This window comes from Pseudonocardia benzenivorans CB1190, assembly GCF_000196675.2.
GTDB classification, from domain to species: domain Bacteria; phylum Actinomycetota; class Actinomycetes; order Mycobacteriales; family Pseudonocardiaceae; genus Pseudonocardia; species Pseudonocardia benzenivorans.
In genome coordinates this window covers 5921585-5945817 of record NC_015312.1, presented here as the reverse complement: position 1 = coordinate 5945817, position 24233 = coordinate 5921585, and the positions used below count along the sequence as shown (strand labels likewise).

Annotated in this window: 23 protein-coding genes; 18 read left to right on the top strand and 5 right to left on the bottom strand. The window is 73.3% G+C overall.

The window, feature by feature from the left end; all coding sequences use genetic code 11:
- Nucleotides 1-4 precede the first annotated feature (4 nt).
- Entirely contained in the window at nucleotides 5-388 is a 384-nt protein-coding gene (gene gcvH / locus PSED_RS28045; protein WP_013677608.1) for a glycine cleavage system protein GcvH, read from the bottom strand.
- 268 nt (nucleotides 389-656) lie between these two features.
- Nucleotides 657-1454, bottom strand: coding sequence for an MOSC domain-containing protein (locus PSED_RS28040; protein ID WP_049803775.1), 798 nt, complete (start codon nucleotides 1452-1454; stop codon nucleotides 657-659).
- A 244-nt stretch (nucleotides 1455-1698) separates the two neighbouring features.
- Here PSED_RS28040 and PSED_RS28035 point away from each other — a divergent pair, with 244 nt between their 5' ends.
- Complete coding sequence (locus PSED_RS28035) at nucleotides 1699-4497, top strand: AAA family ATPase (protein WP_013677606.1); 2799 nt, start codon at nucleotides 1699-1701, stop codon at nucleotides 4495-4497.
- 297 nt (nucleotides 4498-4794) lie between these two features.
- On the opposite strand, the gene PSED_RS28030 is transcribed toward PSED_RS28035, so the two are convergent.
- Nucleotides 4795-6000 (bottom strand): isochorismate synthase, encoded by a 1206-nt coding sequence (locus PSED_RS28030; RefSeq protein WP_013677605.1) that lies wholly within the window; start codon nucleotides 5998-6000, stop codon nucleotides 4795-4797.
- A gap of 143 nt (nucleotides 6001-6143) precedes the next feature.
- On the opposite strand from PSED_RS28030, the gene PSED_RS28025 reads away from it, so the two are divergent.
- Nucleotides 6144-6656: a DUF3592 domain-containing protein gene (locus tag PSED_RS28025; protein WP_013677604.1), complete on the top strand. Its 513-nt coding sequence runs from the start codon at nucleotides 6144-6146 to the stop codon at nucleotides 6654-6656.
- On the opposite strand, the gene PSED_RS28020 is transcribed toward PSED_RS28025, so the two are convergent.
- Nucleotides 6614-7435 carry a DMT family transporter gene (locus PSED_RS28020; protein WP_233899488.1) on the bottom strand — a complete coding sequence of 274 codons (822 nt, stop codon included), beginning with the start codon at nucleotides 7433-7435 and terminating at the stop codon, nucleotides 6614-6616. The genes PSED_RS28025 and PSED_RS28020 overlap by 43 nt on opposite strands.
- Here PSED_RS28020 and PSED_RS28015 point away from each other — a divergent pair.
- Nucleotides 7407-7604 (top strand): hypothetical protein, encoded by a 198-nt coding sequence (locus PSED_RS28015; RefSeq protein ID WP_041760064.1) that lies wholly within the window; start codon nucleotides 7407-7409, stop codon nucleotides 7602-7604. The genes PSED_RS28020 and PSED_RS28015 overlap by 29 nt on opposite strands.
- 1 nt (nucleotide 7605) lies before the next feature.
- Here the strand turns inward: PSED_RS28015 and PSED_RS28010 are convergent, their stop codons facing one another.
- A complete protein-coding gene (locus tag PSED_RS28010; protein WP_013677603.1) occupies nucleotides 7606-8448 on the bottom strand; it encodes an inositol monophosphatase family protein in 843 nt (280 codons plus the stop codon).
- A gap of 354 nt (nucleotides 8449-8802) precedes the next feature.
- Here PSED_RS28010 and PSED_RS28005 point away from each other — a divergent pair, with 354 nt between their 5' ends.
- The 15 genes from PSED_RS28005 (at nucleotide 8803) to nuoK (ending at nucleotide 24232) form a co-directional block, all read left to right on the top strand.
- Nucleotides 8803-9996: a glycosyltransferase family 4 protein gene (locus PSED_RS28005; protein ID WP_013677602.1), complete on the top strand. Its 1194-nt coding sequence runs from the start codon at nucleotides 8803-8805 to the stop codon at nucleotides 9994-9996.
- A 4-nt stretch (nucleotides 9997-10000) separates the two neighbouring features.
- On the top strand, nucleotides 10001-11125 hold the full coding sequence (locus PSED_RS28000; protein WP_041762603.1) for a glycosyltransferase: 1125 nt from the start codon (nucleotides 10001-10003) through the stop codon (nucleotides 11123-11125).
- Between the two features lie 10 nt (nucleotides 11126-11135).
- Nucleotides 11136-11825: a demethylmenaquinone methyltransferase gene (locus PSED_RS27995; RefSeq protein WP_013677600.1), complete on the top strand. Its 690-nt coding sequence runs from the start codon at nucleotides 11136-11138 to the stop codon at nucleotides 11823-11825.
- Between the two features lie 198 nt (nucleotides 11826-12023).
- Nucleotides 12024-13349, top strand: a complete 1326-nt coding sequence (locus PSED_RS27990; RefSeq protein ID WP_013677599.1) for a geranylgeranyl reductase family protein — start codon at nucleotides 12024-12026, stop codon at nucleotides 13347-13349.
- A gap of 117 nt (nucleotides 13350-13466) precedes the next feature.
- Nucleotides 13467-13832, top strand: a complete 366-nt coding sequence (locus PSED_RS27985) for an NADH-quinone oxidoreductase subunit A (protein ID WP_013677598.1) — start codon at nucleotides 13467-13469, stop codon at nucleotides 13830-13832.
- Nucleotides 13833-13841: 9 nt separating this feature from the next.
- Nucleotides 13842-14393: a NuoB/complex I 20 kDa subunit family protein gene (locus PSED_RS27980; RefSeq protein ID WP_013677597.1), complete on the top strand. Its 552-nt coding sequence runs from the start codon at nucleotides 13842-13844 to the stop codon at nucleotides 14391-14393.
- A gap of 7 nt (nucleotides 14394-14400) precedes the next feature.
- Nucleotides 14401-15276, top strand: a complete 876-nt coding sequence (locus tag PSED_RS27975; RefSeq protein ID WP_013677596.1) for an NADH-quinone oxidoreductase subunit C — start codon at nucleotides 14401-14403, stop codon at nucleotides 15274-15276.
- Entirely contained in the window at nucleotides 15273-16595 is a 1323-nt protein-coding gene (locus PSED_RS27970) for an NADH-quinone oxidoreductase subunit D (protein WP_013677595.1), read from the top strand. Before PSED_RS27975 ends, PSED_RS27970 begins: the two co-directional genes overlap by 4 nt.
- Before the next feature lie 31 nt (nucleotides 16596-16626).
- Entirely contained in the window at nucleotides 16627-17448 is an 822-nt protein-coding gene (nuoE, locus tag PSED_RS27965; RefSeq protein ID WP_013677594.1) for an NADH-quinone oxidoreductase subunit NuoE, read from the top strand.
- Nucleotides 17445-18797 (top strand): NADH-quinone oxidoreductase subunit NuoF, encoded by a 1353-nt coding sequence (nuoF, locus tag PSED_RS27960; protein WP_013677593.1) that lies wholly within the window; start codon nucleotides 17445-17447, stop codon nucleotides 18795-18797. Before nuoE ends, nuoF begins: the two co-directional genes overlap by 4 nt.
- Nucleotides 18794-21256: an NADH-quinone oxidoreductase subunit G gene (locus tag PSED_RS27955; protein ID WP_013677592.1), complete on the top strand. Its 2463-nt coding sequence runs from the start codon at nucleotides 18794-18796 to the stop codon at nucleotides 21254-21256. The genes nuoF and PSED_RS27955 overlap by 4 nt, the downstream gene beginning before the upstream one ends.
- The gene (nuoH, locus tag PSED_RS27950; protein WP_013677591.1) at nucleotides 21253-22548 is read left to right on the top strand and encodes an NADH-quinone oxidoreductase subunit NuoH; all 1296 of its coding nucleotides are present in this window, start codon (nucleotides 21253-21255) and stop codon (nucleotides 22546-22548) included. Before PSED_RS27955 ends, nuoH begins: the two co-directional genes overlap by 4 nt.
- Entirely contained in the window at nucleotides 22549-23115 is a 567-nt protein-coding gene (gene nuoI, locus PSED_RS27945) for an NADH-quinone oxidoreductase subunit NuoI (RefSeq protein ID WP_013677590.1), read from the top strand.
- Complete coding sequence (locus tag PSED_RS27940; RefSeq protein ID WP_013677589.1) at nucleotides 23112-23936, top strand: NADH-quinone oxidoreductase subunit J; 825 nt, start codon at nucleotides 23112-23114, stop codon at nucleotides 23934-23936. The genes nuoI and PSED_RS27940 overlap by 4 nt, the downstream gene beginning before the upstream one ends.
- A complete protein-coding gene (nuoK, locus tag PSED_RS27935) occupies nucleotides 23933-24232 on the top strand; it encodes an NADH-quinone oxidoreductase subunit NuoK (RefSeq protein WP_013677588.1) in 300 nt (99 codons plus the stop codon). The genes PSED_RS27940 and nuoK overlap by 4 nt, the downstream gene beginning before the upstream one ends.
- Nucleotide 24233 lies beyond the last annotated feature (1 nt).

The window sequence follows — 24233 nt, the reverse complement described above, 5'->3', positions numbered from 1 at the left end:
CGGTTCAGGCGATCGCCGTCGCGTAGCCGGCGGCGTCGAGTAGGCCGGCCGTCGACCTCTCGGAGGGGTCGGCGACCCGTAGCTCGAGCAGCCAACCGGCTCCGTAGGGGTCGGAGTTCACCAGCTCGGGGCGTTCCCCGAGCTCGGTGTTCACCCTGACCACCTCACCGCTCAGCGGGGCGACGAGGTCCGAGGTCGACTTGGTCGACTCGACCTCGCCGAACTCTCTGCCGGCTGACACAGGGCTCCCGATCTCGGGGAGCTCGACGAAGACGATGTCGCCCAGTTGGTTCTGCGCGTAGTCGGTGATTCCGACCCGCGCGATGTCGGGAGCCACCATCCGGATCCACTCGTGTTGGTCGGTGTACTGCAGATCGTCGGGGATCATTGCCACCTCTCGGCGCGCGATGACTCCGTGGGAGTCGTCGCGCGTAGTCGCGTCACGAGGCCTCGGAGCCGGGCGACGACGTGACCCGGCGCCGGCGACCCGATGCGCCTCGCGACCTGGACGGATGGAAGCGGCCCGACGGCCGGCGTGACGAGGTCGTCATGCGTCGGTGCCGTCGAACGGGTCTTCGCCGGAACGTTCGCGGTTCGGCCGAGGGCTGCCCGCACGGGTCGAGGTCCGGTGCCGGGACGGGGAGGCCGCGGCATGGTCATCGCAGCGTCACCTCGTCCCCGACCCGCGACACGCCGGGTCGCACGACCTCGACGTAGCACCCGGCGCACGGCACGGCGCCGAACCCGGGAACGTCGACCCGGTTGGACGCGATCAGGGTCCGGACGGCGTGCACGGCACGCGGGAGAGCGCCGTGTTCCAGAGTCGGCACTGCGCAACGCGGTGTCGGCAAGGTGACCCGCAGGACCGGGCCCGCCTGCCCGTCGCCGACGTACAGCTCGCGACCGACCCAGTCGTTCTCCACGTAGGCGGGCGTACCGGACGGGGTTCGCAGCACCAGGTTCGGCCGGTAGCGGAGGTGCTCGGTCCCTACCTCCTCGACCGTCGCGGTGGTGATCAGGTGCACAGGCGCGTAGTCGACGAACGTCGTGCCGGGCGAGCCCTGCCCGATCCGCACGGTCGCTGCAGGCACCCTGGCATCGACTCCCTCAGCGAGTACGTCCTCGGGTGCCGGGCGCTCGACGGAGGCGCCGTCGGGACGTTCCGAGCAGATCCGAACCACGCGCCCAAGTGCCTTCGAGAGCCGCGCGTCGACGTCTCGGGCCGGCGCGTCCAGCGTCCACCCGGAAGGTGAGGTGATCCGTACATGGTCGCCGTCGGATCGCGCCGAGTACGTCAACAGGTCCCGCCAGAGGCGAGGGTGCTTGGCCGTGGCGACCATGCCGGTCGCACTGTCCACCACGGCGAGCGCCCGGTCGCGGGCGAGCCCCTCCGGGGCGACGTGCACCTCGTCGACCTGCTCTCCGAGCATGGACTTCACGGGGTAACGCCACATCGTCGTGATCTGCAACTCGGCTCGTCTCCGGGGCCAGGTCGGCGGCGCCAACCGGATTGGGTGCGTTTGATGGTTAGAGTCAGGCAGGGACGCGTATAACTGGTCAAGCATCGATAAGTGGTTAAACGCGTCACGGCAGGCCGCGGCGCGCGCGGAATCGAGCGTCCACCAGGTCCGACACTGCTCGAATCCCCCGGCGGCTAGGGGCGCTGGGTAGCCGCGTGCCGGCGGATACTGTGACGCGGTGCAGCTGCCCGACCGCGCGGCCACATCGCGGCGTGCCCCGGACCTGGCCGGCCGCCGAATCGAGTGTCAGACGCTCGACCGGCTGGTCCGGATGGTCCGGGCCGGCGGAAGCCGGGCGCTGGTGCTGCACGGTGACGCGGGCGTGGGCAAGACGGCGCTGCTCGAGTACCTGGCCGGGAACGCGGCGGGCTGCCGGGTGGCGCGCGCCGCCGGCGTCGAGTCGGAGATGGAGCTGGCGTTCGCCGGGTTGCATCAGCTGTGCGCGCCGATGCTGGAGCGGTTGGAGGTGTTGCCGGCGCCGCAAGGTGATGCCCTGCGCGCTGCGCTCGGCATGACCGTCGGGTCGACGCCCGACCGGTTCCTGGTCGGTCTGGCCGTGCTGAGCATGCTGTCGGACGTGGCGGAGGAGCAGCCGCTGGTCTGCCTCGTCGACGACCAGCAGTGGCTCGATCAGGCCTCAGCGCAGGTCCTCGGGTTCGTCGCCCGCCGGCTGGGGGCGGAAGCGGTCGGCCTGGTCTTCGCGGCCCGGGTTCGGGGCACGCACCTCGAAGGACTGCCCGAGCTCATGGTCCGGGGCCTGCCGCGGGCCGAAGCCCGCGCCCTGCTGGACTCGGTGCTGACCGGGCCGATCGACGACAGGGTCCGCGACCAGATCGTGGCCGAGACCCGCGGCAACCTGTTGGCTCTACTGGAACTGCCCCGAGGGTTCACCGTGGCGGAGCTGGCGGGCGGGTTCGGACTCCCGGTCACGTCACCGCTCGCCGGAAGCATCGAGGAGAGCTTCCGGCGTCGGGTCGGTGCGCTCCCGCACGAGACACGCCGGCTGCTCTTGCTCGCGGCGGCCGACCCGACCGGCGACCCGGCGCTGGTATGGCGGGCATCGGGACGCCTCGGGATCGGCGCCGACGCGGCGGCGGCCGCAGCCGACGCAGACCTCGCCGACTTCGGCACCCGGGTGCGATTCCGGCACCCGCTGGCCCGCGCGGCGGCCTACTGGTCGGCGCCGGCCCACGACAGACACGAGGCGCACCGGGCCCTGGCCGAGGCCACCGACGCGCAGCTCGATCCCGACCGACGGGCCTGGCACCGCGCCCATGCCGCCCCCGGGCCCGACGAGGACGTCGCCGCCGAGCTGGAGCGTTCGGCCGGCCGGGCGCAGGCGCGTGGCGGCCTCGGCGCGGCCGCGGCGTTCCTGAAGTACGCGGCGACCCTGACCCTCGACCCGGCGCGCCGGGCCGAACGGGCGCTGGCCGCCGCACACGCGAAGATTCAGGCGGGCGCGTTCGACGCGGCCGTCGACCTGCTGGCCATCGCCGAAGCCGGACCGCTCAGCGACCTCGATCACGCGCGCGCCGACATGCTGCGCGCCCAGGTCGCCTACGTCGGCAACCGGGGCAGCGACGCCGCACCACTGCTGGTCAAGGCGGCCGAGCGGCTCGCACTCATCGACGCAGACCTCTCCCGCGCCGCCCACCTCGACGCGCTCGCCGCCGCGATCTTCGCCGGCCGCCTGGCCGGCCCCGGGGGTGACGTCACGACCGTGGCGCGGGCCGCCGCGTCGGCGCCCCCGCCGCAGCGAGCAGCGCGGGCCCCCGATCTGCTGCTCGACGGCCTCGCGGCCGACTACAACCAGGGATACGCGGCGGAGCTGCCGCTGCTCCGCACCGCCCTCGCCACGTTCGGCGCGGACATGTCAACCGAGGAGGAGCTGCACTGGCTGTCCTGGGCCTCGGTCACCGCGATGCGGACGTGGGACGACGAGCACTGGGACGCACTCTCCGCCCGCCACGTCCGGCTCGCCCGCACGACGGGCACGCTCAGCGAGCTTCCTCTCGCCCTGACCCTGCGCACGTACCTGCTCCTCTTCGTGGGCGACCTGGCCGCGGCGTCCTCCCTGGTCGACGAGGCCCACACGGTGAAGGACGTGACCGGGAGCAACCTTGCGCCCTACGGCGCGCTCGGCCTGGCGGCGTTCCACGGCGACGAGGCCCGGGCAGCCGCCCTGCTCGACGCCACGATGCAGGACGTGAACCGCCGCGGGGAGGGCCTCGGCATCACCCTGGCCGAGTGGTCGAACACCGTTCTGCACAACGGGCTCGGTCGGTACGATGCGGCGCTCGCCGCTGCCCGGCGGGCAACGGCGTACGAGCCCGACCTCGGTTCGATGGCCTGGCCTGCGGTCGAGATCGTCGAGGCTGCCGTGCGCGCCGGAGCCGTCGACACGGCGACCGGCGCCTGTCGCCGGCTCTCCGAGATGACCGGCGCCAGCGGCACCCAGTGGGCGCTCGGACTGCACGCACGGTCCCGGGCGTTGCTGAGCGAAGGCGACGAGGCCGAGCGCCACTATCGGGAGGCGATCGCCCGCCTCGGCCGCACCCGGGTCCGCACCGATCTTGCCCGCGCCCACCTGCTGTACGGGGAGTGGCTGCGTCGTGAGCGTCGTCGCGGCGACGCCCGCGAGCAGCTGCGCACTGCTCACACCATGCTGGAGGCGATGGGCCTCGCGGCATTCGCCGAGCGGGCCGGCCGCGAACTACGGGCCACCGGTGCGACCGCGCGCAAGCGCACCCTTACCGACAGCCCCGGGGAGCTGACGGCGCAAGAGGCCCAGATCGCCCGGCTGGCCCGCGACGGACTGTCGAACCCTGAGATCGGCACCCGGCTGTTCCTCAGCGCACACACCGTCCAGTACCACCTGCGCAAGGTGTTCACCAAGCTCGGAATCACCTCACGGGGCGATCTCGATCGCGTCCTGGCCACCGACGCGGCGACGACGGCGAAGCCCGAGCAGAGCTAGGCACCCGGCACCAGCGGGGCAGCAGGAGGATGCGAGTGTTCGCGGCTTCGGGGCGCTCGTCCGACGGCACGCTGTCGCACTGCCGACGACCGGACAAGGGAGACGGCGGCCGGCCGCGGAAACGGCCCGGGCCAGCAGAAGGGTGCCCCGGCCTCGCTGCGTCGAGCGCAACCTGAGCGTCGTGTGCCGGCCTCGGGAGAGCCGTGGGGTTGCGCTCGGCTGTCGGGGCGCAACCTCGCCGTCGCGCCCAGGCCGGTCGACGGCACTGAGGTTGCCGCGGCGCGGCGGGTGCCGGGCTCAGCCTCCGACGAGCGTGCCCTCCAGGGCCTCGCGGACGGCGACGAGCTTCGCCGCGGCCTCGCGGACCTCGGAGTCGGGGTCGGAGTCGGCGACGATGCCGCAACCGGCGAACAGCCGGGCGGTGTTGCCGTCGAGCTGCGCGCACCGCAGCGCGATGCCGAGCTCCCCGTCACCCGCGGCGTCGATCCACCCGACGGGACCGGCGTAGCGGCCGCGGTCCATCCGCTCCAGCTCGGCGATGACCTGCAGCGCCTCGGTCCGCGGGGTGCCGCCGACCGCGGCGGTGGGGTGCACGTCGGCGACGAGGGTCAGCAGGGACGCGCCGTCGCGCAACACGCCGCGCACGTCGGAGGAGAGATGCGAGACGTTGTGCAACGCCAGGATCGACGGCTCGGACGGGACGTCGAGCGTGCGGCAGTGCGGACGCAGCGTCGCGGCGAGGGAGTCGACCGCGAACGCGTGCTCGCGCTGGTCCTTGGCCGACGCGAGAAGGGCGGCGCCGATGTCGGTGCCGGCGCCGGCGGGGTCGTCGCCCGGCCAGATCGTCCCGGCCAGCACCCTCGAGGAGACGACCTCACCCTCGCGGCGCAGCAGCAGCTCGGGCGTGGCGCCGACGAGACCGTCCACGGAGTAGGCCCAACACGTCGGGTAGTGGTGGGCGAGCCCGGCGAGCAGGAACCGCGCGTCGAGCGGCTGGTCGGCGACGGCCAGCAGGTCGTGGGCCAGCACGGCCTTCTGCGGCTGGCCGGCGCGCATCCGGCGGACCGCCTCGGCGACGGCGCCGCGGTAGTCGGCGACGGTCATGTCGCCGTCGTCGTAGCGCAGGGCGCCGCCCACCCGCACCGGCACGGCCTGGCGCATCGCGGTACGCACGCCGTCGCCCGCGAACTCGGTGATCCAGGTGCGTCCGTCACGGCGCCCGACGACGACCCGCGGCACGACCAGCACCGATCCGGGGGACCGATCGGCGAAGGTGAAGCTCGCGAAGGCGACCGCCCCGGTGCCGGGCACGCCGACCTCGTCGCGCACGTCGAGCCGGGCGGTGAACGAGCGCCACCACGCGTCGGCCTCGGCGAACCGGCCGGAACCCGTCCCGGTGAACCGCGCGACCTCGCCCCAGCCGACGAGCCCCTCGCCCTCGCGGACCCAGGACAGGGGACGGTCGTCGGGCAGCAGGTCGAGCAGGCGGCCCGGGTCGTCCACCGTGCGGGTCCGCACGCGAAGCGGAGACGGTGATGGAGCGACGGTCACGTCCACCGAGGGTAGGCCGCTCGGGGCGACCGTGCGCGCCCGCCCCGGAAGGTGCGGGCCACGACACAACGGTTGCGGTGCCTACACTCGGTCGGGTGTCGGGCAGCGGCAGCGAGCTGATCGAGGCGATCGGGACCTCGGGCCGCGCCGCTGTCTCCTGGTTGCGCGGGCGCAAACCGGAGCTGGTCGTGGGGCTCGCGGTGCTGGTCACCGTGCTGGCGGCGCTGGCGTTCGTCGGTGCGATGCTCGACGACCGGGCCATCGCGGCGCACCGCGCCTTCACCACCGCCACCGTGCTCGACGGGTCGAGCTTCAGCCGCACCCTGGTCCGGTTCACCCTTGCGGACGGGCAGGCCGTCGTCCCGGAGCGCGGCGTCATGTACCCGCGTGGCCTGCAGTCGGGCACGACGATCGTCGTCGAGTACGCGACCGACCACCCGTCGCTGGTCCGGGTCGCGGGCCGCACCGCGCTCGACCGGCTGCCGATCCTGCTGGGGGCGGTCGCCGGGACGTGGGCGGTCCTCGGCTCGTGGGCGTGGTGGCTGCGCCGTCGCCGGCAGGCGCGTCAGGCGGCGGAGAGCCGTCCGGTCGAGGTCGCGCGCGTCTGAGAACGCGCGGCCAGCGCCACCCCGACGACGGTCACGGCCATCCCGGCGACGGCGACCCAGCCGGGGCGCTCGCCGAACATGACGAACGCCAGCACGGCGGTGATCGCGGGCACGAGGTAGAAGTACGTCGTCACCTGGGTCGCGGCGCCGCGGCGCAGCATCACGAACAGTAGCGAGATGCCGCCGCCGGTGAGCACGAGCACCGACCACAGCAGCGCCCCGATCACCTCGGGGGTCCAGTCGATCCGCATCGGCTCGAACGCCAGCGCGAACGGCGCGGTCACGACGAGCGCGGCGACGAACTGCACGACCTGCCCGGTGCGCAGGTCGAACTCGGGGCAGAAGCGCTTCTGGTACAGGGTGCCCGCGGTGATCGCGAGCAGCGCGCCACCGGAGAGCAGGAGCGTGAGCGTCGTGACGCCCGACGTCGTGAGCTTCTCGGACACGACGAGCGCCACCCCGACGAACCCCAGGACCAGCCCCGTCGCCCGGCGCGGGCCCATCCGCTCGCCCGCGACCCAGCCGACCAGCGCGGTGAGGACCGGCTGCAGGTTCACCACCAGCGCCGTGACCGACGCCGGCATGCCCTCGGCGACCGCGACCCAGACCCCGCCGAGGTAGCCGGCCTGGATGCCGATGCCCGCGACGGCGATGTGCCCGGCCTGCCGCCACGACGGCCACGGGGCCCGGGCCACCGCCGCCAGCGCCAGCATCAGCACGACGACGCCCGCGTATCGGACCAGCAGGAACGTGAGCGGCTCGGCGTGCGGCGCGGCCAGTCGGGCGACGACGAACCCCGACGACCAGATCAGGACGAACAGGAACGGCGTCGCCCGGACGGCGAGAAAGGCCCCGGACGGTGAGGTCCTGGGCGGCGAGGCTCCGGACGCGGAGGACGAGGTTCCCGACGACGAGGATGCGGAGGAGGTGGCGATGGACCGACACTAGGTCAGCCCCGCCACCAGCCCAGTACCTGGCCGACGACGCCGGGCGCCGCGACGACCATCCCGTCGGCGGGCATGGGGTCCGGCCTGCCGTCGACGTCGACGACGACCGCGCCTGCCGCCAGCGCCAGGGCGAGCGCCCCCGCGACGTCCCACTCCTGGTAGCCCTGGAGCACGGCGGCCACGGCCTGTCCGCCGGCGACCTGCGTGATCGCCAGGGCCGACGAGCCGAGCACCCGGACCCCCGCGTGCCCCGCGCGGGCGGCGCGCAGCAGGGTGTCGGTCGGGGGCTCGGCGCACACCAGGCCGCCCGCGGCGTCGTCGCGGTCGCAGACGCGGACGGCGACGCCGTTGGCGCGCACCCCGCGGCCGCGCGCGGCGGCGTAGAGCCGGGACCGGCCCGGATCGGCGACGACACCGACGACCGGGCCGTCGTGGTCGACCAGCGCCAGGCTGTAGGCGCACCAGGGGAACCCGGCGACGAAGTTGGCCGTGCCGTCGACGGGATCGACGACCCAGCGCAGGGCGGCGTCCGCGGCACCTGCGTCGCGCCCGTACTCCTCGCCGACGACGGGCACGCCCGGGAACTCGGCGGCCAGCACGCGCCGGGTGTGGCGCTCGAGGGTGCGGTCGGTGTCGGTGACCCAGTCGAACGGGTCGGCCTTGCTCGTCGCGCCGGGTGGCAGGCCGCCCGCCACCGACCGGCCGGCCGTCGCGGCGATCACCTCGGCGGCGTCGTTGGCGAGCCGTCCGGCGACCTCCAGCGCGCGGGACAGCAGACCGGGCTCGACCGGTGCGGGCACGGGCATCCGGTGCGCGGCGGCGTCGGGGCGGGGCAGGACCGTCATGGCTGTGAAGGCTCGGCGACCAGGGTGTCCCGGGTGCGACGCGCGGATGACGTGACACGGAGCACTCGACCAACCCCGTCCGCGCGGCCGTGGAGGTCCCCGCGCGGCCAGGACGGTGCGCGCGCGGTTTGGCCGGTCCGCGCGCGGCCGGGAAACCCCTGCGCGACCGGAAAACCCGCGCGCCGCGGGGGATCCCCTGCGTGGCCGGATACCCCTACGCGGCCGGGAAGGGCGCAGCTCGCAGGTGCCGCTCTCACGGGGCGCCCAGGACGGGCACCCGCTGTTGGGCGGGTGTTCCGCGACGTGTCGCGCGGGCGTCGGCCCGCGGGGACCGGGCCGGTGCAGGGTCGGGGCGTGCGTGTCGCGATCGTCTCCGAGAGTTTCCTGCCCGTCGTCAACGGCGTCACGAACTCGGTGCTGCGGGTGCTGGAGCACCTCGGCGAGACCGGGCACGAAGCGCTCGTCGTCGCACCCGGGACCGGTGAGCCCGATCGCTGGGGCGACGTGCCGGTCGTACGGGTGCCGGCCGTGGAGCTGCCCGTCGTCAACTCGATGCCGGTCGGGGTGCCGAGCAGGCGCATCCTCACCGCGCTGCGGGCCTTCGCCCCCGACGTCGTGCACCTGGCGGCGCCGTTCGTCGTCGGCGCGCGCGGGCTGGCCGCCGCCCGCCGCCTCGGCATCCCGACGGTCGCGGTCTACCAGACCGACGTCGCCGGGTTCGCGTCGTCCTACGGGCTCGGGCTGACCGCGCGCGCCGCGTGGCGCTGGACGTGCCGGCTGCACTCGCAGGCCGACCGCACGCTCGCACCGTCGAGCTGGGCGGCCGAGGTGCTGCGCCGGCGCGGCGTGCCGCGGGTGCACCGATGGGCACGCGGGGTCGACACCCGGCGGTTCACCCCGTCGCGGCGTTCGCCGGCCCGGCGCGCGGAGCTGGCACCCGACGCGGAGGTCCTCGTCGGCTACGTCGGCAGGCTCGCGCCGGAGAAGCAGGTCGAACGGCTCGCCGCGCTCGCGGGACTGCCGGGGGTGCGGCTGGTCGTCGTCGGGGCCGGGCCGAGCGAGGAGCGGCTGCGCGCGACCCTGCCGGGCGCCGCGTTCCTCGGCTTCCGCGACGGCGACGACCTCGCCGCGATCTACGCCTCGCTGGACGTCTTCGTGCACACCGGCCCGTCCGAGACGTTCTGCCAGGCCGTGCAGGAGGCGCTGGCGTCGGGGCTGCCCGTCGTCGCCCCTGACGCGGGCGGGCCGCGCGACCTGGTCCTCCCCGGCCGGACGGGCCTGCTCGTCCCACCCCGGCCCGCCGGCACCGACGCGGGCGATCCCGCCGCGGACGCGGCCGACGCGCAGCTGCGGGCGGCCGTCGCGAGCCTGTGCGACCCGCAGCGGCGTGCCGCGTTCGGCGCCGCGGCACGCCGGTCGGTGCTGCGCCGGACGTGGTCGTCGGTGTGCGACGAGCTGCTGGCCCACTACGCCGAGGTCGTCGCCGCACAGGTCGTGAGCGGGAATGGTCGCCATGGCGACCACTCCCGCTCACAGCGGGCCGCGTGAGCCCGTGCGCATCGTCCAGCTCGCCAATTTCTACGGGCCGCGGTCCGGCGGCCTGCGCACCGCACTGACCCACCTCGGCGCGGGCTACGTCGCGCACGGCCACGACGTCGTCCTCGTCGTGCCCGGCCACCGGCGGACCGACGAGCGGCTCGGGTCGGGCGTGCGCCGGATCACGGTCCCGGCGCCCCGGCTGCCGGGGACCGGCGGCTACCGGGCGGTCGACCCGTGGCGGGTCCGGGGGTTGCTCGACCTCCTCGCGCCGGACGCGATCGAGGTCTCCGACCGGCTGACGCTGCGCGGGCTGGGGGAGTGGGCGTCGCGGCGGGGGGTGCCGGGCGTCGTCATCTCCCACGAGCGGCTCGACCGGCTGCTCGCCCAGTTCCTGCTGCCCGCCCGCGCGGCCGTCGTGGTCGCCGACGCGGCCAACGCGCGAATGGCGGCCGCGTACGACACCGTCGTGTGCACGACGGGGTTCGCCCGGGCGGAGTTCGACCGCATCGGCGCGGCGAACGTCGCGCAGGTCCCGCTCGGTGTCGACCTCGCGACGTTCAGCCCCCGCCGCCGCGACGGCGCCCTGCGCCGCGACCTGGCCGGCGGCGCCGAGGCCCTGCTCGTGCACTGCGGCAGGCTCTCCCCGGAGAAGCACCCCGAGCGCAGCGTCGACACCCTGGCCGCGCTGCGCCGCGACGGCGTCGACGCCCGGCTCGTCGTCGTCGGCGATGGCCCGCGACGGGCGGCGATGGCCCGGCGCGCCGCGGGGCTGCCGGTGACGTTCACGGGGTTCGTACCCGACCGGGCCCGGCTCGCGACGCTGCTGGCGTCGGCCGACGTGTCGCTCGCGCCCGGCCCGCACGAGACGTTCGGGCTCTCCGCCCTGGAGGCGCTCGCCAGCGGGACGCGCGTCGTGGTGTCGGCGTCCTCGGCACTGCCGGAGATCGTCGAGGGCCGGGCGGGGGCGGCCGCGCCCGACGACGCGGCCGCGTTCGCGTCGGCGGTGGCCGGCCTGCTCGTCGCCGATCCGGAGGCGGGCCGCGCGGCCGCCCGCACCAGGGCCGAGCAGTTCGGCTGGCCGACCTCGGTCGCCGCGATGCTCGCGGCCCTGGGGAGCCCGCCGGGCACGGCCGCGTAGCGTTCGGTGGGTGACCCGCGCGGACCTGGACAAGCGACCCGACGACGTCGCGGCGATGTTCGACGGGGTCGCGCGCCGCTACGACCTGACCAACACCGTCCTCACCGCCGGCCAGGACCGGCGCTGGCGCTCGCTGACCCGCGCGGCGCTGGATCCGCGCCCGGGGGAGAAGGTCCTCGACCTCGCCGCGGGCACCGCGGTCTCGACGGTGTCGCTGGCCCGTTCCGGCGCCTGGTGCGTCGCGGCGGACTTCTCGCTGGGGATGCTGCGTGCGGGCGCGCGCCGCGACGTGCCGAAGGTGGCCGCCGACGGGCTGCACCTCCCGTTCGCCGACGCCTCGTTCGACGCGGTGACGATCTCCTTCGGGCTGCGCAACATCGTCGACACCCGCGCGGCGCTGCGGGAGATGGCGCGTGTCACGCGGCCCGGCGGGCGGCTGGTCGTCTGCGAGTTCGGCACGCCGACGTTCGCCCCGTTCCGCGTCGCCTACCACGACGTGATGCTCGCGACAGTGCTGCCCGCCGTCGCGCGACGCGTCTCGTCGAACCCCGACGCCTACACCTATCTGGCGGAGTCGATCCGCGACTGGCCGGCGCAGGCCGACCTGGCACGGATCATCGGCGAGGCCGGCTGGACGGGCGTCGCCTGGCGCGACCTGGCACTCGGCGCCGTCGCGCTGCACCGCGCGCGCCGTCCCTGACCCGCGTCGGGCGGGGTCCGCGGCCCGTCCCGTGATGACCTTCCGCGCCCCCTCTCCGGGGGAGGCCGGCGGGGTCGGGAGCAGGCAGTCTTGCCGAACCCCGGGGTCCGCCGACGAAATCACAGACCATCCGCGTCCAGGGCTGGACGTGGAGCCTAGACTGCTGCGGACTTCGTGAAACTGTTCACAAGGAGCCTGATGCGCGCGCCCACCACCACCGGCGCTGCCGCACACCGCGGCAGGCCCGACGCCGATGCGGACGTCATCGTCGTCGGTGCCGGGCCGGCGGGATCGACGGCGGCGACGCATCTCGCCCGCGCCGGGCTCGACGTCCTGCTGCTGGAGAAGGCGACGTTCCCGCGGGAGAAGGTCTGCGGCGACGGGCTCACCCCGCGTGGGATGAAGCAGCTCATCGACCTGGGCGTCGACTGCTCGCGCGCCGCGGGGTGGGTGCACAACCGCGGGCTGCGCGTGGTCGGCGGCGGGGTCGGCGTCGAGCTCGACTGGCCGACCTCCGCGGTGTTCCCCGACTTCGGCGCCGTCCGGCCACGGGCCGACCTCGACGACCTGCTGGCCCGGACCGCCCAGCGCGCGGGCGCGCGGCTGCGCGAGAACACCACCGTCACCGGGGCCGTCACCGACGAGCGGACGGGTCGTGTCGTCGGTGTCGCGGGCCACGAGCGCGCCGGGACCGACCGGCGGCCGGTGTCCTTCCGCGCGCCGCTCACCCTGTCCTGCGACGGTGTCTCCGCCAGGGTCGCGCAGAGCGTCGGCATCACCCGCCGCGACGACCGGCCGATGGGCGTGGCCGTGCGTCGCTACTTCACCAGCCCGCGCAGCGACGACGCGTACCTCGAGACGCACCTCGAGCTGTGGGACCGCGCCGATCCCGCGCACCCCGCCCTGCTCCCCGGCTACGGCTGGGTCTTCGGGATGGGCGACGGGACCGCCAACGTCGGCCTCGGCGTGCTGTCCACCACACGCGCCGCCGGCGGTCGCACCGACTACCGGGGGCTGTTGGCGTCGTGGGTCGCCGGCCTGCCCGGCGAGTGGGGCCTGTCCGAGCAGACCGCGACGGGCCCGGCCGCGGGCGCGGGGCTCCCGATGGGCCTCAACAGGACACCGCAGTACCGGCCCGGCATGTTGCTGGTGGGCGACGCGGCAGGCACGGTCAACCCGCTGAACGGCGAGGGCATCGCCTACGCGATGGAGTCGGCGGTGCTCGCGGCGGGCTGCGCGATCCAGGGGATGGCCCGCGAGGGCGCGTCCCGGGAGGCGGCGCTCGCGTCGTACCCCGTGCGGCTGGCCGAGGCGCTGGGCCGGTACTACCGGCTCGGCACCGCCGTCGCCCGCCTCGTCGGCAACCCGTCGGTGATGCGGGTGGCGCGCCGGCACGGACTGCCGCGCCGGACCGTGATGGCCGTGCTGCTCAAGCTGATGGCCAACCTCTACGACCCGAGTGAAGGAGGGCTGTCGGACCGGGTCCTCGCCACGATGACCCGGTTGTCACCGAGCTTGAACTAAGGCTGTCCTGACTGCCGTGGTGCGGTCGACCAGACATATGGTCCCCCACCAGGCGGTATCGATCCCGAAGACGCTGATCACAAGTCACCGCACGAAGAAACGGCGAGGGTTGCCCCGATGCTCGATCCCTATCTCCCGCTGGTGCTGATGGCCGTGCTGGCCGGTGCGTTCGCCATCGGATCCGTCGCCGCCGCGCCGCTCGTCGGACCGCGCCGCTACAACCGCGCGAAGCTCGACGCGTACGAGTGCGGTATCGAGCCCTCGCCGCAGCCCGTCGTGGGCGGCGGCCGGATGCCGGTCGCCTACTACCTGACGGCGATGCTGTTCATCCTCTTCGACATCGAGATGGTCTTCCTCTACCCGTTCGCGATCAGTGCCGACCTGCTCGGCCTGTTCGGGCTGGTGGAGATCGTGCTGTTCATCGTCACGGTCGGCTTCGCGTACGTGTACGTGTGGCGTCGCGGCGGCCTGGACTGGAACTGAGGCGGAGTAATGGGTCTCGAGGAGAAGCTGCCCAGCGGCGTCCTGCTCACCAACGTCGAGAAGTTGGTGAACTGGACGCGCAAGTCGTCGCTGTGGCCCGCCACCTTCGGGTTGGCGTGCTGCGCGATCGAGATGATGACCACCGGGGCCCCGCGCTACGACCTCGCGCGGTTCGGCATGGAGGTCTTCCGGGCGTCCCCGCGGCAGGCCGACCTGATGATCGTCGCGGGCCGGGTCAGCAACAAGATGGCGCCGGTCCTGCGCCAGATCTACGACCAGATGCCCGAGCCGCGGTGGGTGCTGGCGATGGGTGTCTGCGCGTCCTCGGGCGGGATGTTCAACAACTACGCGATCGTGCAGGGCGTCGACCACGTCGTGCCCGTCGACATGTACCTGCCGGGCTGCCCCCCGCGGCCGGAGATGCTGATCGACGCGATCCTCAAGATCCACGCGAAGATCATGGACGAGCCGCTCGGGCCCAAGCGCGCGGCCGAGCTGGCGGCGAGCGGGCACAAGACCGAGCTCGTCCCGTCGTCGATCAAGTTCGCGAAGAAGAAGTGAGCCTGCGATGACGGAACGCACGGGTCCCGGCGGCACCGCCGGCACCTCCAAGGACAGCGAGGGCGGCGCGGAGCCGACCGGCGGCGAGCAGTCGTCCGCCCAGCGTGGCGGCGCCGCCGACGAGCAGCACGCCGCGAGCGGCGGCACCGCGCCCGAGCCGAGCGAGGTCGAGCTCGCGGGGCTCGGCGACCAGGCGGTCGAGGGCGGTACCCGTCCCGCGCCCGCGGGCCGCGAGCGGCGGGGCATGTTCGGCGTCCACGGCACCGGCGACACGTCGGGCTTCGGCGGCCTCCGGCTGCCCGCCCACGCGCCGGCCCCGGCCGAGCGCCCCTTCGGCGGCTGGTTCGACGAGGTCGCCGACGACCTCGTCGCCGCGCTCGACGAGCGCGGCACCCGCGGCGCGATCCAGCAGGTCACGATCGACCGCGGCGAGATCACCTTCTACATCGCGGCCGAGCGCATCCTCGAGGTCTGCCGGACGCTGCGCGACGACCCGTCGCTGCGCTACGAGCTGTGCTCGGCGGTGTCGGCGGTCGACTACGGCGTCGACGTGCCGCAACGGCTGCACGTCGTCTACCACCTGCTGTCGATGACCTACCGGCGCCGCATCCGGCTGGAGGTCGCCCTCGACTGGGCGGGCGGGGCGGAGAACCCGCACCTGCCCAGCGTCGTCGAGGTGTACCCGACGGCCGACTGGCACGAGCGCGAGACCTGGGACATGTTCGGGATCGTCTTCGACGGCCACCCGGCGCTGACCCGGATCCTCATGCCCGACGACTGGGACGGCCACCCGCAACGCAAGGACTACCCCCTCGGGGGGATCCCCGTGGAGTACAAGGGCGCGGAGATCCCTCCGCCCGATGAGAGGCGGGCCTACTCGTGAGCACCCCTCCCGAGACCGACGCCTACGCCCCGGAACGCGAGACCACCGAGGGCACGGTCTACACCGTCACCGGTGGTGACTGGGACACGATCACCGACGGCGAGCACGACGAGCGCATCGTCATCAACATGGGCCCGCAGCACCCGTCGACGCACGGCGTGCTCCGGCTCGTGCTCGAGCTCGAGGGCGAGACGGTGACGCAGGCCCGCTCGGTGATCGGCTACCTGCACACCGGCATCGAGAAGAACTGCGAGTACCGGACGTGGACGCAGGGCGTCACGTTCGTCACGCGGGCCGACTACCTGGCGCCGCTGTTCAACGAGGCCGCGTACGTCAAGGGCGTCGAGAAGCTGCTCGGCGTCGAGGTCCCGGAGCGGGCGCAGATCATCCGCGTGATGCTCATGGAGGTCAACCGGATCGGCTCGCACCTGGTGTGCCTGGCCACCGGGGGCATGGAGCTCGGCGCGCTCACCGGCATGACGGCCGGTTTCCGTGAGCGCGAGGAGGTGCTCCACCTCCTGGAGTACCTGACCGGGCTGCGGATGAACCACGCGTACTTCCGGCCCGGCGGGCTCGCGCAGGACCTGCCGGTCGACTGGAAGGAGAAGATCGACGAGTTCCTCGCCGTCTTCCACTCCCGGCTGGGCGACTACGACCGCCTGCTGACGGGCCAGCCGATCTGGAAGCAGCGCCTGCAGGGAGTCGGCTACCTCCCGATCGACGGCTGCCTCGCCCTCGGCGCGACCGGGCCGATCCTGCGCTCCGCGGGCCTGGCCTGGGACCAGCGCAAGGTCGAGCCGTACTGGGGCTACGACCAGTACGACTTCGAGGTGCCCACCGAGACGGGCGCGGACTGCTACTCCCGTTACCTGGTCCGGCTGCACGAGATCCACGAGTCGCTGAAGATCATCAAGCAGGCCGCGGAGCGGCTGGAGCCCGGGCCGGTCATGGTCGAGGACCGCAAGATCGCCTGGCCCGCGCAGCTGTCGATCGGCTCGGACGGGATGGGCAACACCCTCGAGCACGTCCGCAAGATCATGGGTCAGTCGATGGAGTCGCTGATCCACCACTTCAAGCTGGTCACCGAGGGCTTCCACGTCCCTGCCGGGCAGGTCTACACGTGCGTCGAGTCGCCCCGCGGCGAGCTCGGCGTGCACCTGGTCTCCGACGGCGGCACCCGCCCGGTGCGCGTGCACATGCGTGAGCCCAGCTTCGTCAACCTGCAGACCATGCCCGCCATGAGCGAGGGCGGCATGGTCGCCGACGTCATCGCCGCGGTCGCGTCGATCGACCCGGTGATGGGAGGTGTGGACCGGTGACACCGGCCACCGAACGCAGCGGAGTGCCGCGATGACACTGCCCGAGGGCAACCCCGAGATGAACAGCCGCGAGGTGACCGGGCCCGTCGAGGTGACGTGGACGCCCGTGGCCGCCGACGGCCCGATCGTCTCCCCGAGTTACGACGAGGTGACCCGGCAGCGCGCGAAGGAGATCATCGCGCGCTACCCGCAGTCACGCTCGGCGCTGCTGCCGATGCTGCACCTGGTGCAGTCGGTCGAGGGCCACGTCAGCCAGGAGGGCATCCGGTTCTGCGCGGAGCTCCTCGACCTGACGACGGCCGAGGTCTCCGCGGTCGCGACGTTCTACACGATGTACAAGCGCACCCCGTGCGGCGAGCACCTCGTGAGCGTCTGCACCAACACCCTCTGCGCCGCACTGGGTGGCGACGACATCTACGCCCGGCTGCAGGCCCGCCTCGGCACCGAGGACCGGCCGCTGGGCCACGAGGAGACCGCGGGCGAGCCCGGCACGCCCGGGTCGATCACCCTCGAGCACGCCGAGTGCCTCGCGGCCTGCGACCTCGCGCCGGTCATCCAGGTCAACTACGAGTACTTCGACAACCAGACGGTCGAGTCGGCCGAGGAGCTGGTCGACGCGCTGCGTCGCGGCGAGAAGCCGCACCCCACGCGCGGCGCGCCGCTCACCGACCTGCGGACCGTCGAGCTCGAGCTGGCCGGTTTCCACCCCGACCTGGCCGCCGTCGCGGAGGGCCCGTCGATCGCGCCGGAGACCGTCCGCGGCGCCGCACTCGCCGACGAGCGCGGCTGGCAGGCCCCGGCCCGGCCCGCCGAGCACCCGGCACTGCCGCCGCTCCCGGAGAAGAAGTCATGACCGAGAACACGGACACCACCGGGACCGAGTCCCGCCCCGACCCGCTCACCCCGGTGCTGACCCGCCGGTGGCAGCTGGACCGCTCGTGGTCGATCGACACCTACGAGCGGACCGACGGGTACACGGCACTGCGCACCGCGCTGGCCGCGCACCCGGACCAGCTGATCAACCTGGTCAAGGACTCGGGGCTGCGCGGACGCGGCGGCGCCGGCTTCCCGACGGGCATGAAGTGGTCGTTCATCCCGCAGGGCCCGACGGGCGCCGGCGCGAAGCCCAAGTACCTCGTCATCAACGCCGACGAGGGCGAGCCGGGCACGTGCAAGGACATCCCGACGATGATGGCCGACCCGCACTCGCTCATCGAGGGCTGCGTCATCACCAGCTACGCGATCCGCGCGAACTTCTGCGCGATCTACGTGCGGGGCGAGGCACTGCACTGCATCCGCAGGCTGCGCCGTGCCGTCGAGGAGGCCTACGCCAAGGGCTACCTGGGCCGCGACATCCTGGGCAGCGGGTTCGACCTGGACATCGTCGTGCACGCGGGGGCCGGCGCCTACATCTGCGGTGAGGAGACGGCGCTCCTCGACTCGCTGGAGGGCAGGCGTGGCCAGCCGCGGCTCAAGCCGCCGTTCCCGGCCACGTCGGGCCTGTACGCGTCTCCCACAGTGGTGAACAACGTCGAGACGATCGCGTCGGTTCCCGACATCGTCGCGGGCGGCAGCGCGTGGTTCCGGACGATGGGCACCGAGCGCAGCCCCGGCCCCAAGATCTACTCGCTGTCCGGGCACGTCGAGCGGCCCGGCCAGTACGAGGCGCCGCTGGGCACGACGTTGCGCGAGCTGCTGGAGCTGGCGGGCGGCATGAAGGACGGCATCCCGCTCAAGTTCTGGACGCCGGGCGGGTCGTCGACCCCGCTGTTCACGGCCGAGCACCTCGACGTCCCCCTGGACTTCGAGGGCGCGGCCGCGGCCGGGTCGATGCTCGGCACGACGGCCGTCCAGATCTTCAACGAGACCGTCTCGGTCCCGTGGGCGGTCATGAAGTGGACCGAGTTCTACAAGCACGAGAGTTGCGGCAAGTGCACCCCGTGCCGCGAGGGCACCTACTGGCTGGTCCAGATCCTCGAACGGATGGTGCACGGCGAGGGCACGCCCGAGGACGTCGACACGATGCTCGACATCTGCGACAACATCCTCGGCCGCTCCTTCTGCGCTCTCGGTGACGGCGCGACGAGCCCGATCACCAGCGCCATCAAGTACTTCCGCCAGGAGTTCCTCGACCTGATCGCCGCGCAGCCGGCGGTGGCCCGTCCGGAGCAGCTGGCCGACCTGACTGGAGCGAGCGCGTGACTCTCTCTCCCGAGAAGAGCGAGACCAGGCCCGTTCCCGAGGGCCACGTCCGGCTGACGATCGACGGGATCGAGGTCGACGCCCCGCAGGGCGAGCTGCTGATCCGCACGTGCGAGCGCCTCGGCATCATCGTCCCGCGGTTCTGCGACCATCCGCTGCTCGAGCCGGCCGGTGCCTGCCGGCAGTGCCTGGTCGAGGTGGAGATGGGCGGCAGGCCGATGCCCAAGCCGCAGGCCAGCTGCACCATGACGGTGGCCGACGGCATGGTGGTGAAGACCCAGCACACGTCGCCGGTGGCCGACAAGGCCCAGCAGGGCGTCATGGAGCTGCTGCTGATCAACCACCCGCTCGACTGCCCGATCTGCGACAAGGGCGGCGAGTGCCCCCTGCAGAACCAGGCGATGTCGACGGGCCGGACCGACTCGCGGTTCGTCGAGACCAAGCGGACGTTCCCCAAGCCGCTGCCGATCTCGACGCAGGTGCTGCTCGACCGCGAGCGCTGCGTCCTGTGCCAGCGCTGCACCCGGTTCTCCGAGCAGATCGCGGGCGACCCGTTCATCGAGCTGCTCGAGCGCGGCGCGCAGCAGCAGATCGGGGTGGCCGCGGACAAGCCGTTCCAGTCCTACTTCTCCGGCAACACCATCCAGATCTGCCCGGTCGGCGCGCTCACCAGCGCCGCGTACCGGTTCCGCTCCCGCCCGTTCGACCTGGTGTCGACGCCGGGGGTGACCGAGCACGACTCCAGCGGCGCGGCGATCCGCACCGACTCCCGGCGGGGCACCGTCATGCGCCGGCTCGCGGGCAACGACCCCGAGGTCAACGAGGAGTGGATCGACGACAAGACCCGCTTCGCGTTCCGCTACCTCACCTCGCCCGCGCGGATCACCCGGCCGCTGGTCCGCGGGGCCGACGGGGTGCTGGCCGAGGCGTCGTGGACCGAGGCGCTGCGCGTCGCGGCCGAGGGCCTGCTGGCCGCGCGGGCCGAGGGCGGGATCGGGGTGCTCCCCGGTGGCCGGCTGACCGTCGAGGACGCCTACGCCTACGCCAAGTTCGCCCGCGCCGCCGCGCACACCAACGACGTCGACTTCCGCGCCCGCCCGCACAGCGCGGAGGAGCTGGAGTTCCTGGCGGCCACCGTCGTCGGGACGACGCCGGAGACCGGCGTGACCTTCTCGGCCCTGGAGGCGGCTCCGGCCGTGCTCACCGTCGGGCTCGACCCGGAGGAGGAGGCGGCGGTCGTCTTCCTCCGGCTGCGCAAGGCCGTCCGCAAGCACGGCCAGCGCGTGTTCCAGCTGGGCCAGTGGAGCACCCCGGGCGTCGAGAAGACCGAGGCGACGCTGATCCCGGCAGTGCCGGGCGGCGAGGCCGCGGTGCTGCGCGAGCTGGCCGCGGGCGGCGGTGAGCTCGTCGACGCGCTGAGCGCGACCGGCGCGGTCGTGCTCGTCGGCGAGCGGGCGGCCGAGGTCTCGGGCCTCTACTCCGCGGTCGCGGAGCTCGCGACGCGCACCGGCGCGAAGATCGCGTGGGTGCCGCGCCGGGCCGGCGACCGCGGCGCGCTCGAGGCCGGCGCCGTGCCGACGCTGCTGCCCGGCGGCCGCGCGGTCACCGACGCGGCCGCGCGCGCCGAGGTCGAGCAGGCCTGGGGCCTGGCGGCCGGGACGATCCCGGCCGAGCCCGGTCGCGACGCCGACGAGATCCTCGCCGCCGCGGCCGACGGCGTGCTGTCGGCCCTGGTCGTCGGCGGGGTCGACCCGCACGACCTGGCCGACCCGGCGGCGGCGCTGGAGGCCGTCGCGGCGGTCGGTTTCGTCGTCAGCCTGGAGATCCAGCGGTCGGCGGTGACCGAGCTCGCCGACGTCGTGCTCCCGGTGGCGCCCGACGTGCAGCGCGCCGGCAGCTACGTCAACTGGGAGGGCCGCCGCCGCGAGTTCGGCGTCACCCTCGACGCGACGGGCGTGCTGCCCGACTGCCGGGTGCTCGACACCCTGGCCGTCGAGATGGACGTCGACCTGTTCACCCAGACCTCGGCCGCCGCGGGCGGCGACATGGCCCGGCTCGGGTCGGTCGCCGCGTCCGGCGCGGTGCCGACGGTCGGTGCGGCCGACGCGGCCGCCCCCGGCTACGGCCAGGCGGTCCTCGCGACGTGGCGCCAGCTCGTCGGCAGCGGCTCGTTGTCGATCGACGAGCCGCACCTGGCCGGCACGGCCCGGCCCGCGGTGGTGCGGGTCAACGGCGCGACGGCCGAGCGGCTCGGCCTCGCCGAGGGTGCGCCCGCCACGGTGCGCACCGCCCGCGGGGCGGTGACCCTGCCCGTCGCCTTCGCGGACCTGCCCGACGGCGTGGTGTGGCTCCCGGCGAACCCGGTGGACGCTCCCGGCGTCCGCTCGGTCCTCGGCGCGGGCCACGGCGACCTGGTCGGCGTCACCGGCGCCGGCAACCTTGACGGAGGTGCGGCGTGACCCCCACCCAGCAGCTGCTGGCCGACGACCCGATCTGGATCATCATCATCAAGGTCGTCGGGCTCTTCGCGCTCGGCGTCGTGCTGACGCTCTTCATGATCAACTGGGAGCGCAAGGTCGTCGGCCGGATGCAGCAGCGTCCCGGTCCGAACCGGGTCGGGCCCGGTGGCTGGCTCCAGTCCCTCGCGGACGGCCTGAAGCTGGCCTTCAAGGAAGACATCATGCCGACGCTCGCCGACAAGCGGGTGTACTTCATCGCCCCGGCGATCTCGTGCATCCCGGCGTTCATCGCCTTCTCGGTGATCCCGTTCGGCGGTGAGGTCTCGATCTTCGGCGAGCGCACGGTGCTGCAGCTGGTCGACCTCCCTGTCGGCGTGCTCGTCGTGCTGGCGTGCTCGTCGATCGGCGTCTACGGCATCGTGCTCGGCGGCTGGGCCTCCGGCTCGCCGTACTCCCTGCTGGGAGCGCTCCGCTCGGCCGCGCAGGTCATCTCCTACGAGATCGCGCTCGGCCTGTCGATCGTCGCCGTCATCCTCTACAGCGGCTCGATGTCGACCGCCGACATCGTCGCCTCGCAGAGCGGCGGCTGGTACGTGTGGCTGCTCATCCCGAGCTTCGTCGTCTTCGTGATCTCGATGGTCGGCGAGACCAACCGGGCGCCGTTCGACCTCCCCGAGGCCGAGTCCGAGCTGGTCGGCGGCTTCCACACCGAGTACACGTCGCTGAAGTTCGCGCTGTTCTTCCTGGCCGAGTACGTCAACATGGTGACCGTCTCGGCGATGGCCACGACGCTGTTCCTCGGCGGCGGCCAGATCCCGTGGCTCGGCCACCTCTGGTCGGGCTTCGACAACGGCTGGTTCCAGTTCCTCGCCTTCATCGTGAAGACGCTGGCGTTCCTGTTCGTCTTCATCTGGCTGCGCGGGACGCTGCCCCGGATGCGCTACGACCAGTTCATGCGCCTGGGCTGGAAGTGCCTGGTGCCGCTGAGCCTGCTGTGGATCCTGCTGATCTTCGCGGTCCGGGCGTGGCGGCAGAGCCCGGCGGGCGACGTCCCGACCCTGCTGGTCGCGGGCGGGATCGTGCTGGCCGTCGTGCTGGTCGTCGCCTTCCTGGTGCCCGACCGCAAGAGCTCCGACCCGGAGCCGATCGAGCTCGGCTCCGACTACCCGGTGCCACCACTGGACCTCTCGGTCCCGACGCCACCACGTGCGCGCACCCGGCCCGTCGCCCCCGCGGCCGGCCGCGAGCCCGCCTCGGTCGCCGCCGGCGAGCACGGGAAGGAGAACGAGTAGATGTCCGAGTTCGTCGACTTCTTCAAGGGCTTCGGCGTCACCTTCTCGACGATGTTCAAGAAGGTCGTCACCGAGGAGTACCCGGAGGACTTCCCGCCGGCGGCCCCGCGCTACCACGGCCGCCACCAGCTCAACCGGCATCCCGACGGCCTCGAGAAGTGCGTCGGCTGCGAGCTGTGCGCCTGGGCCTGCCCGGCTGACGCGATCTTCGTCGAGGGCGGGGACAACACCGAGGAGGCGCGCTACTCCCCGGGTGAGCGCTACGGCGCCGACTACCAGATCAACTACCTGCGCTGCATCGGCTGCGGGCTGTGCATCGAGGCGTGCCCGACGCGCTCGCTGACGATGACCAACTTCTACGAGCTCGCCGACGACAACCGGCAGGACCTGATCTACACCAAGGAGCAGCTGCTCGCGCCGCTGCTGCCCGGCATGGAGCAGCCGCCGCACCCGATGCGCCTGGGTGACGACGAGCAGGACTACTACGTGCAGGGGCCGAAGCTCGCCCGCGCCTCCGCGGCCGGCGAGAAGATCGACAACGACCCTGTCGGGGAGCAGGTCCGATGATCACCACGCTCGCGCAGGCGGCCGCCGACTCCGGCGGGCCGATGACGCTCGGCGAGTCCATCGCCTTCTGGATCCTCGGCATCGTCGCGCTCGGCGGCGCGCTCGGGATGGTGTTCGCGCGCAACGCCGTGCACTCGGCGCTCTTCCTCGTCATGACGATGCTGAGCCTCGGCATCCTCTACATCGTCCAGCAGGCGCCGTTCCTCGGGTTCGTGCAGATCATCGTCTACACGGGCGCCGTGATGATGCTGTTCCTGTTCGTGCTGATGCTGGTCGGCCGCGACAGCTCCGACTCCGTCGTCGAGGTGCTGCGCGGACAGCGGATCGCGGGCCTGCTGCTGGGCCTGGGACTCGCCCTCCTGCTCGTCGCGGCGGTCGCCCGGTCGCTGACCTCGGTCACCCCCGCCGGCCTCGGCGCGAACCTGCAGGGATCGAACAACAACCTGCCCGGCCTGGGCCGGCTGATCTTCACCGACTACCTGCTCCCGTTCGAGCTGACGTCGGCGCTGCTGATCACCGCCGCGCTCGGCGCCATGGTCCTCGCGCACGCGCAGACGAAGTCGCACGAGAAGCGCGGCCAGCGCGCGACGGTGCTGGCCCGGCTGCGCGGCGAGCACGCCCGCGTCTCGCCGCTGCCGGGCCCCGGTGTGTTCGCGACGGCCAACTCCGTCGCGGTGCCCGCCCTGCTCCCCGACGGTTCGGTCGCCCCGGAGTCGCTCTCCGACATCATCGAGTCGACGCCCGTCGAGGAGATCGAGCAGGCGCCCGCCGACCCGCACGCCCTCACCGGCGGTACCCCCTCGCAGGACGGTGACCGATGACCCCGACGTACTACCTGCTGCTCTCGGCGCTGTTGTTCGCCATCGGCGCCGTGGGTGTGCTGGTGCGCCGCAACGCGATCGTCGTGTTCATGTGCATCGAGCTCATGCTCAACGCGGTGAACCTGACGCTCGTGACGTTCTCGCGGATCAACGGCCAGCTCAACGGCCAGGTCATGGCGTTCTTCGTCATGGTCGTCGCCGCGGCCGAGGTCGTCGTCGGGCTCGCGATCATCATGTCGATCTTCCGCACGCGCCGGTCCGCCTCGGTGGACGACGCCAACCTGCTCAAGTACTAGG

Excerpts from the sequence above, each read along its gene's own strand:
- gcvH (WP_013677608.1), bottom strand. The coding sequence starts at position 388 with ATGATCCCCGACGATCTGCAGTACACCGACCAACACGAGTGGATCCGG.
- PSED_RS28040 (WP_049803775.1), bottom strand. The coding sequence starts at position 1,454 with ATGTGGCGTTACCCCGTGAAGTCCATGCTCGGAGAGCAGGTCGACGAG.
- PSED_RS28010 (WP_013677603.1), bottom strand. The coding sequence starts at position 8,448 with ATGACGGTCCTGCCCCGCCCCGACGCCGCCGCGCACCGGATGCCCGTG.
- PSED_RS27990 (WP_013677599.1), top strand. The coding sequence starts at position 12,024 with ATGCGCGCGCCCACCACCACCGGCGCTGCCGCACACCGCGGCAGGCCC.
- PSED_RS27985 (WP_013677598.1), top strand. The coding sequence starts at position 13,467 with ATGCTCGATCCCTATCTCCCGCTGGTGCTGATGGCCGTGCTGGCCGGT.
- PSED_RS27980 (WP_013677597.1), top strand. The coding sequence starts at position 13,842 with ATGGGTCTCGAGGAGAAGCTGCCCAGCGGCGTCCTGCTCACCAACGTC.
- PSED_RS27975 (WP_013677596.1), top strand. The coding sequence starts at position 14,401 with ATGACGGAACGCACGGGTCCCGGCGGCACCGCCGGCACCTCCAAGGAC.
- nuoE (WP_013677594.1), top strand. The coding sequence starts at position 16,627 with ATGACACTGCCCGAGGGCAACCCCGAGATGAACAGCCGCGAGGTGACC.
- nuoF (WP_013677593.1), top strand. The coding sequence starts at position 17,445 with ATGACCGAGAACACGGACACCACCGGGACCGAGTCCCGCCCCGACCCG.
- nuoI (WP_013677590.1), top strand. The coding sequence starts at position 22,549 with ATGTCCGAGTTCGTCGACTTCTTCAAGGGCTTCGGCGTCACCTTCTCG.
- PSED_RS27940 (WP_013677589.1), top strand. The coding sequence starts at position 23,112 with ATGATCACCACGCTCGCGCAGGCGGCCGCCGACTCCGGCGGGCCGATG.
- nuoK (WP_013677588.1), top strand. The coding sequence starts at position 23,933 with ATGACCCCGACGTACTACCTGCTGCTCTCGGCGCTGTTGTTCGCCATC.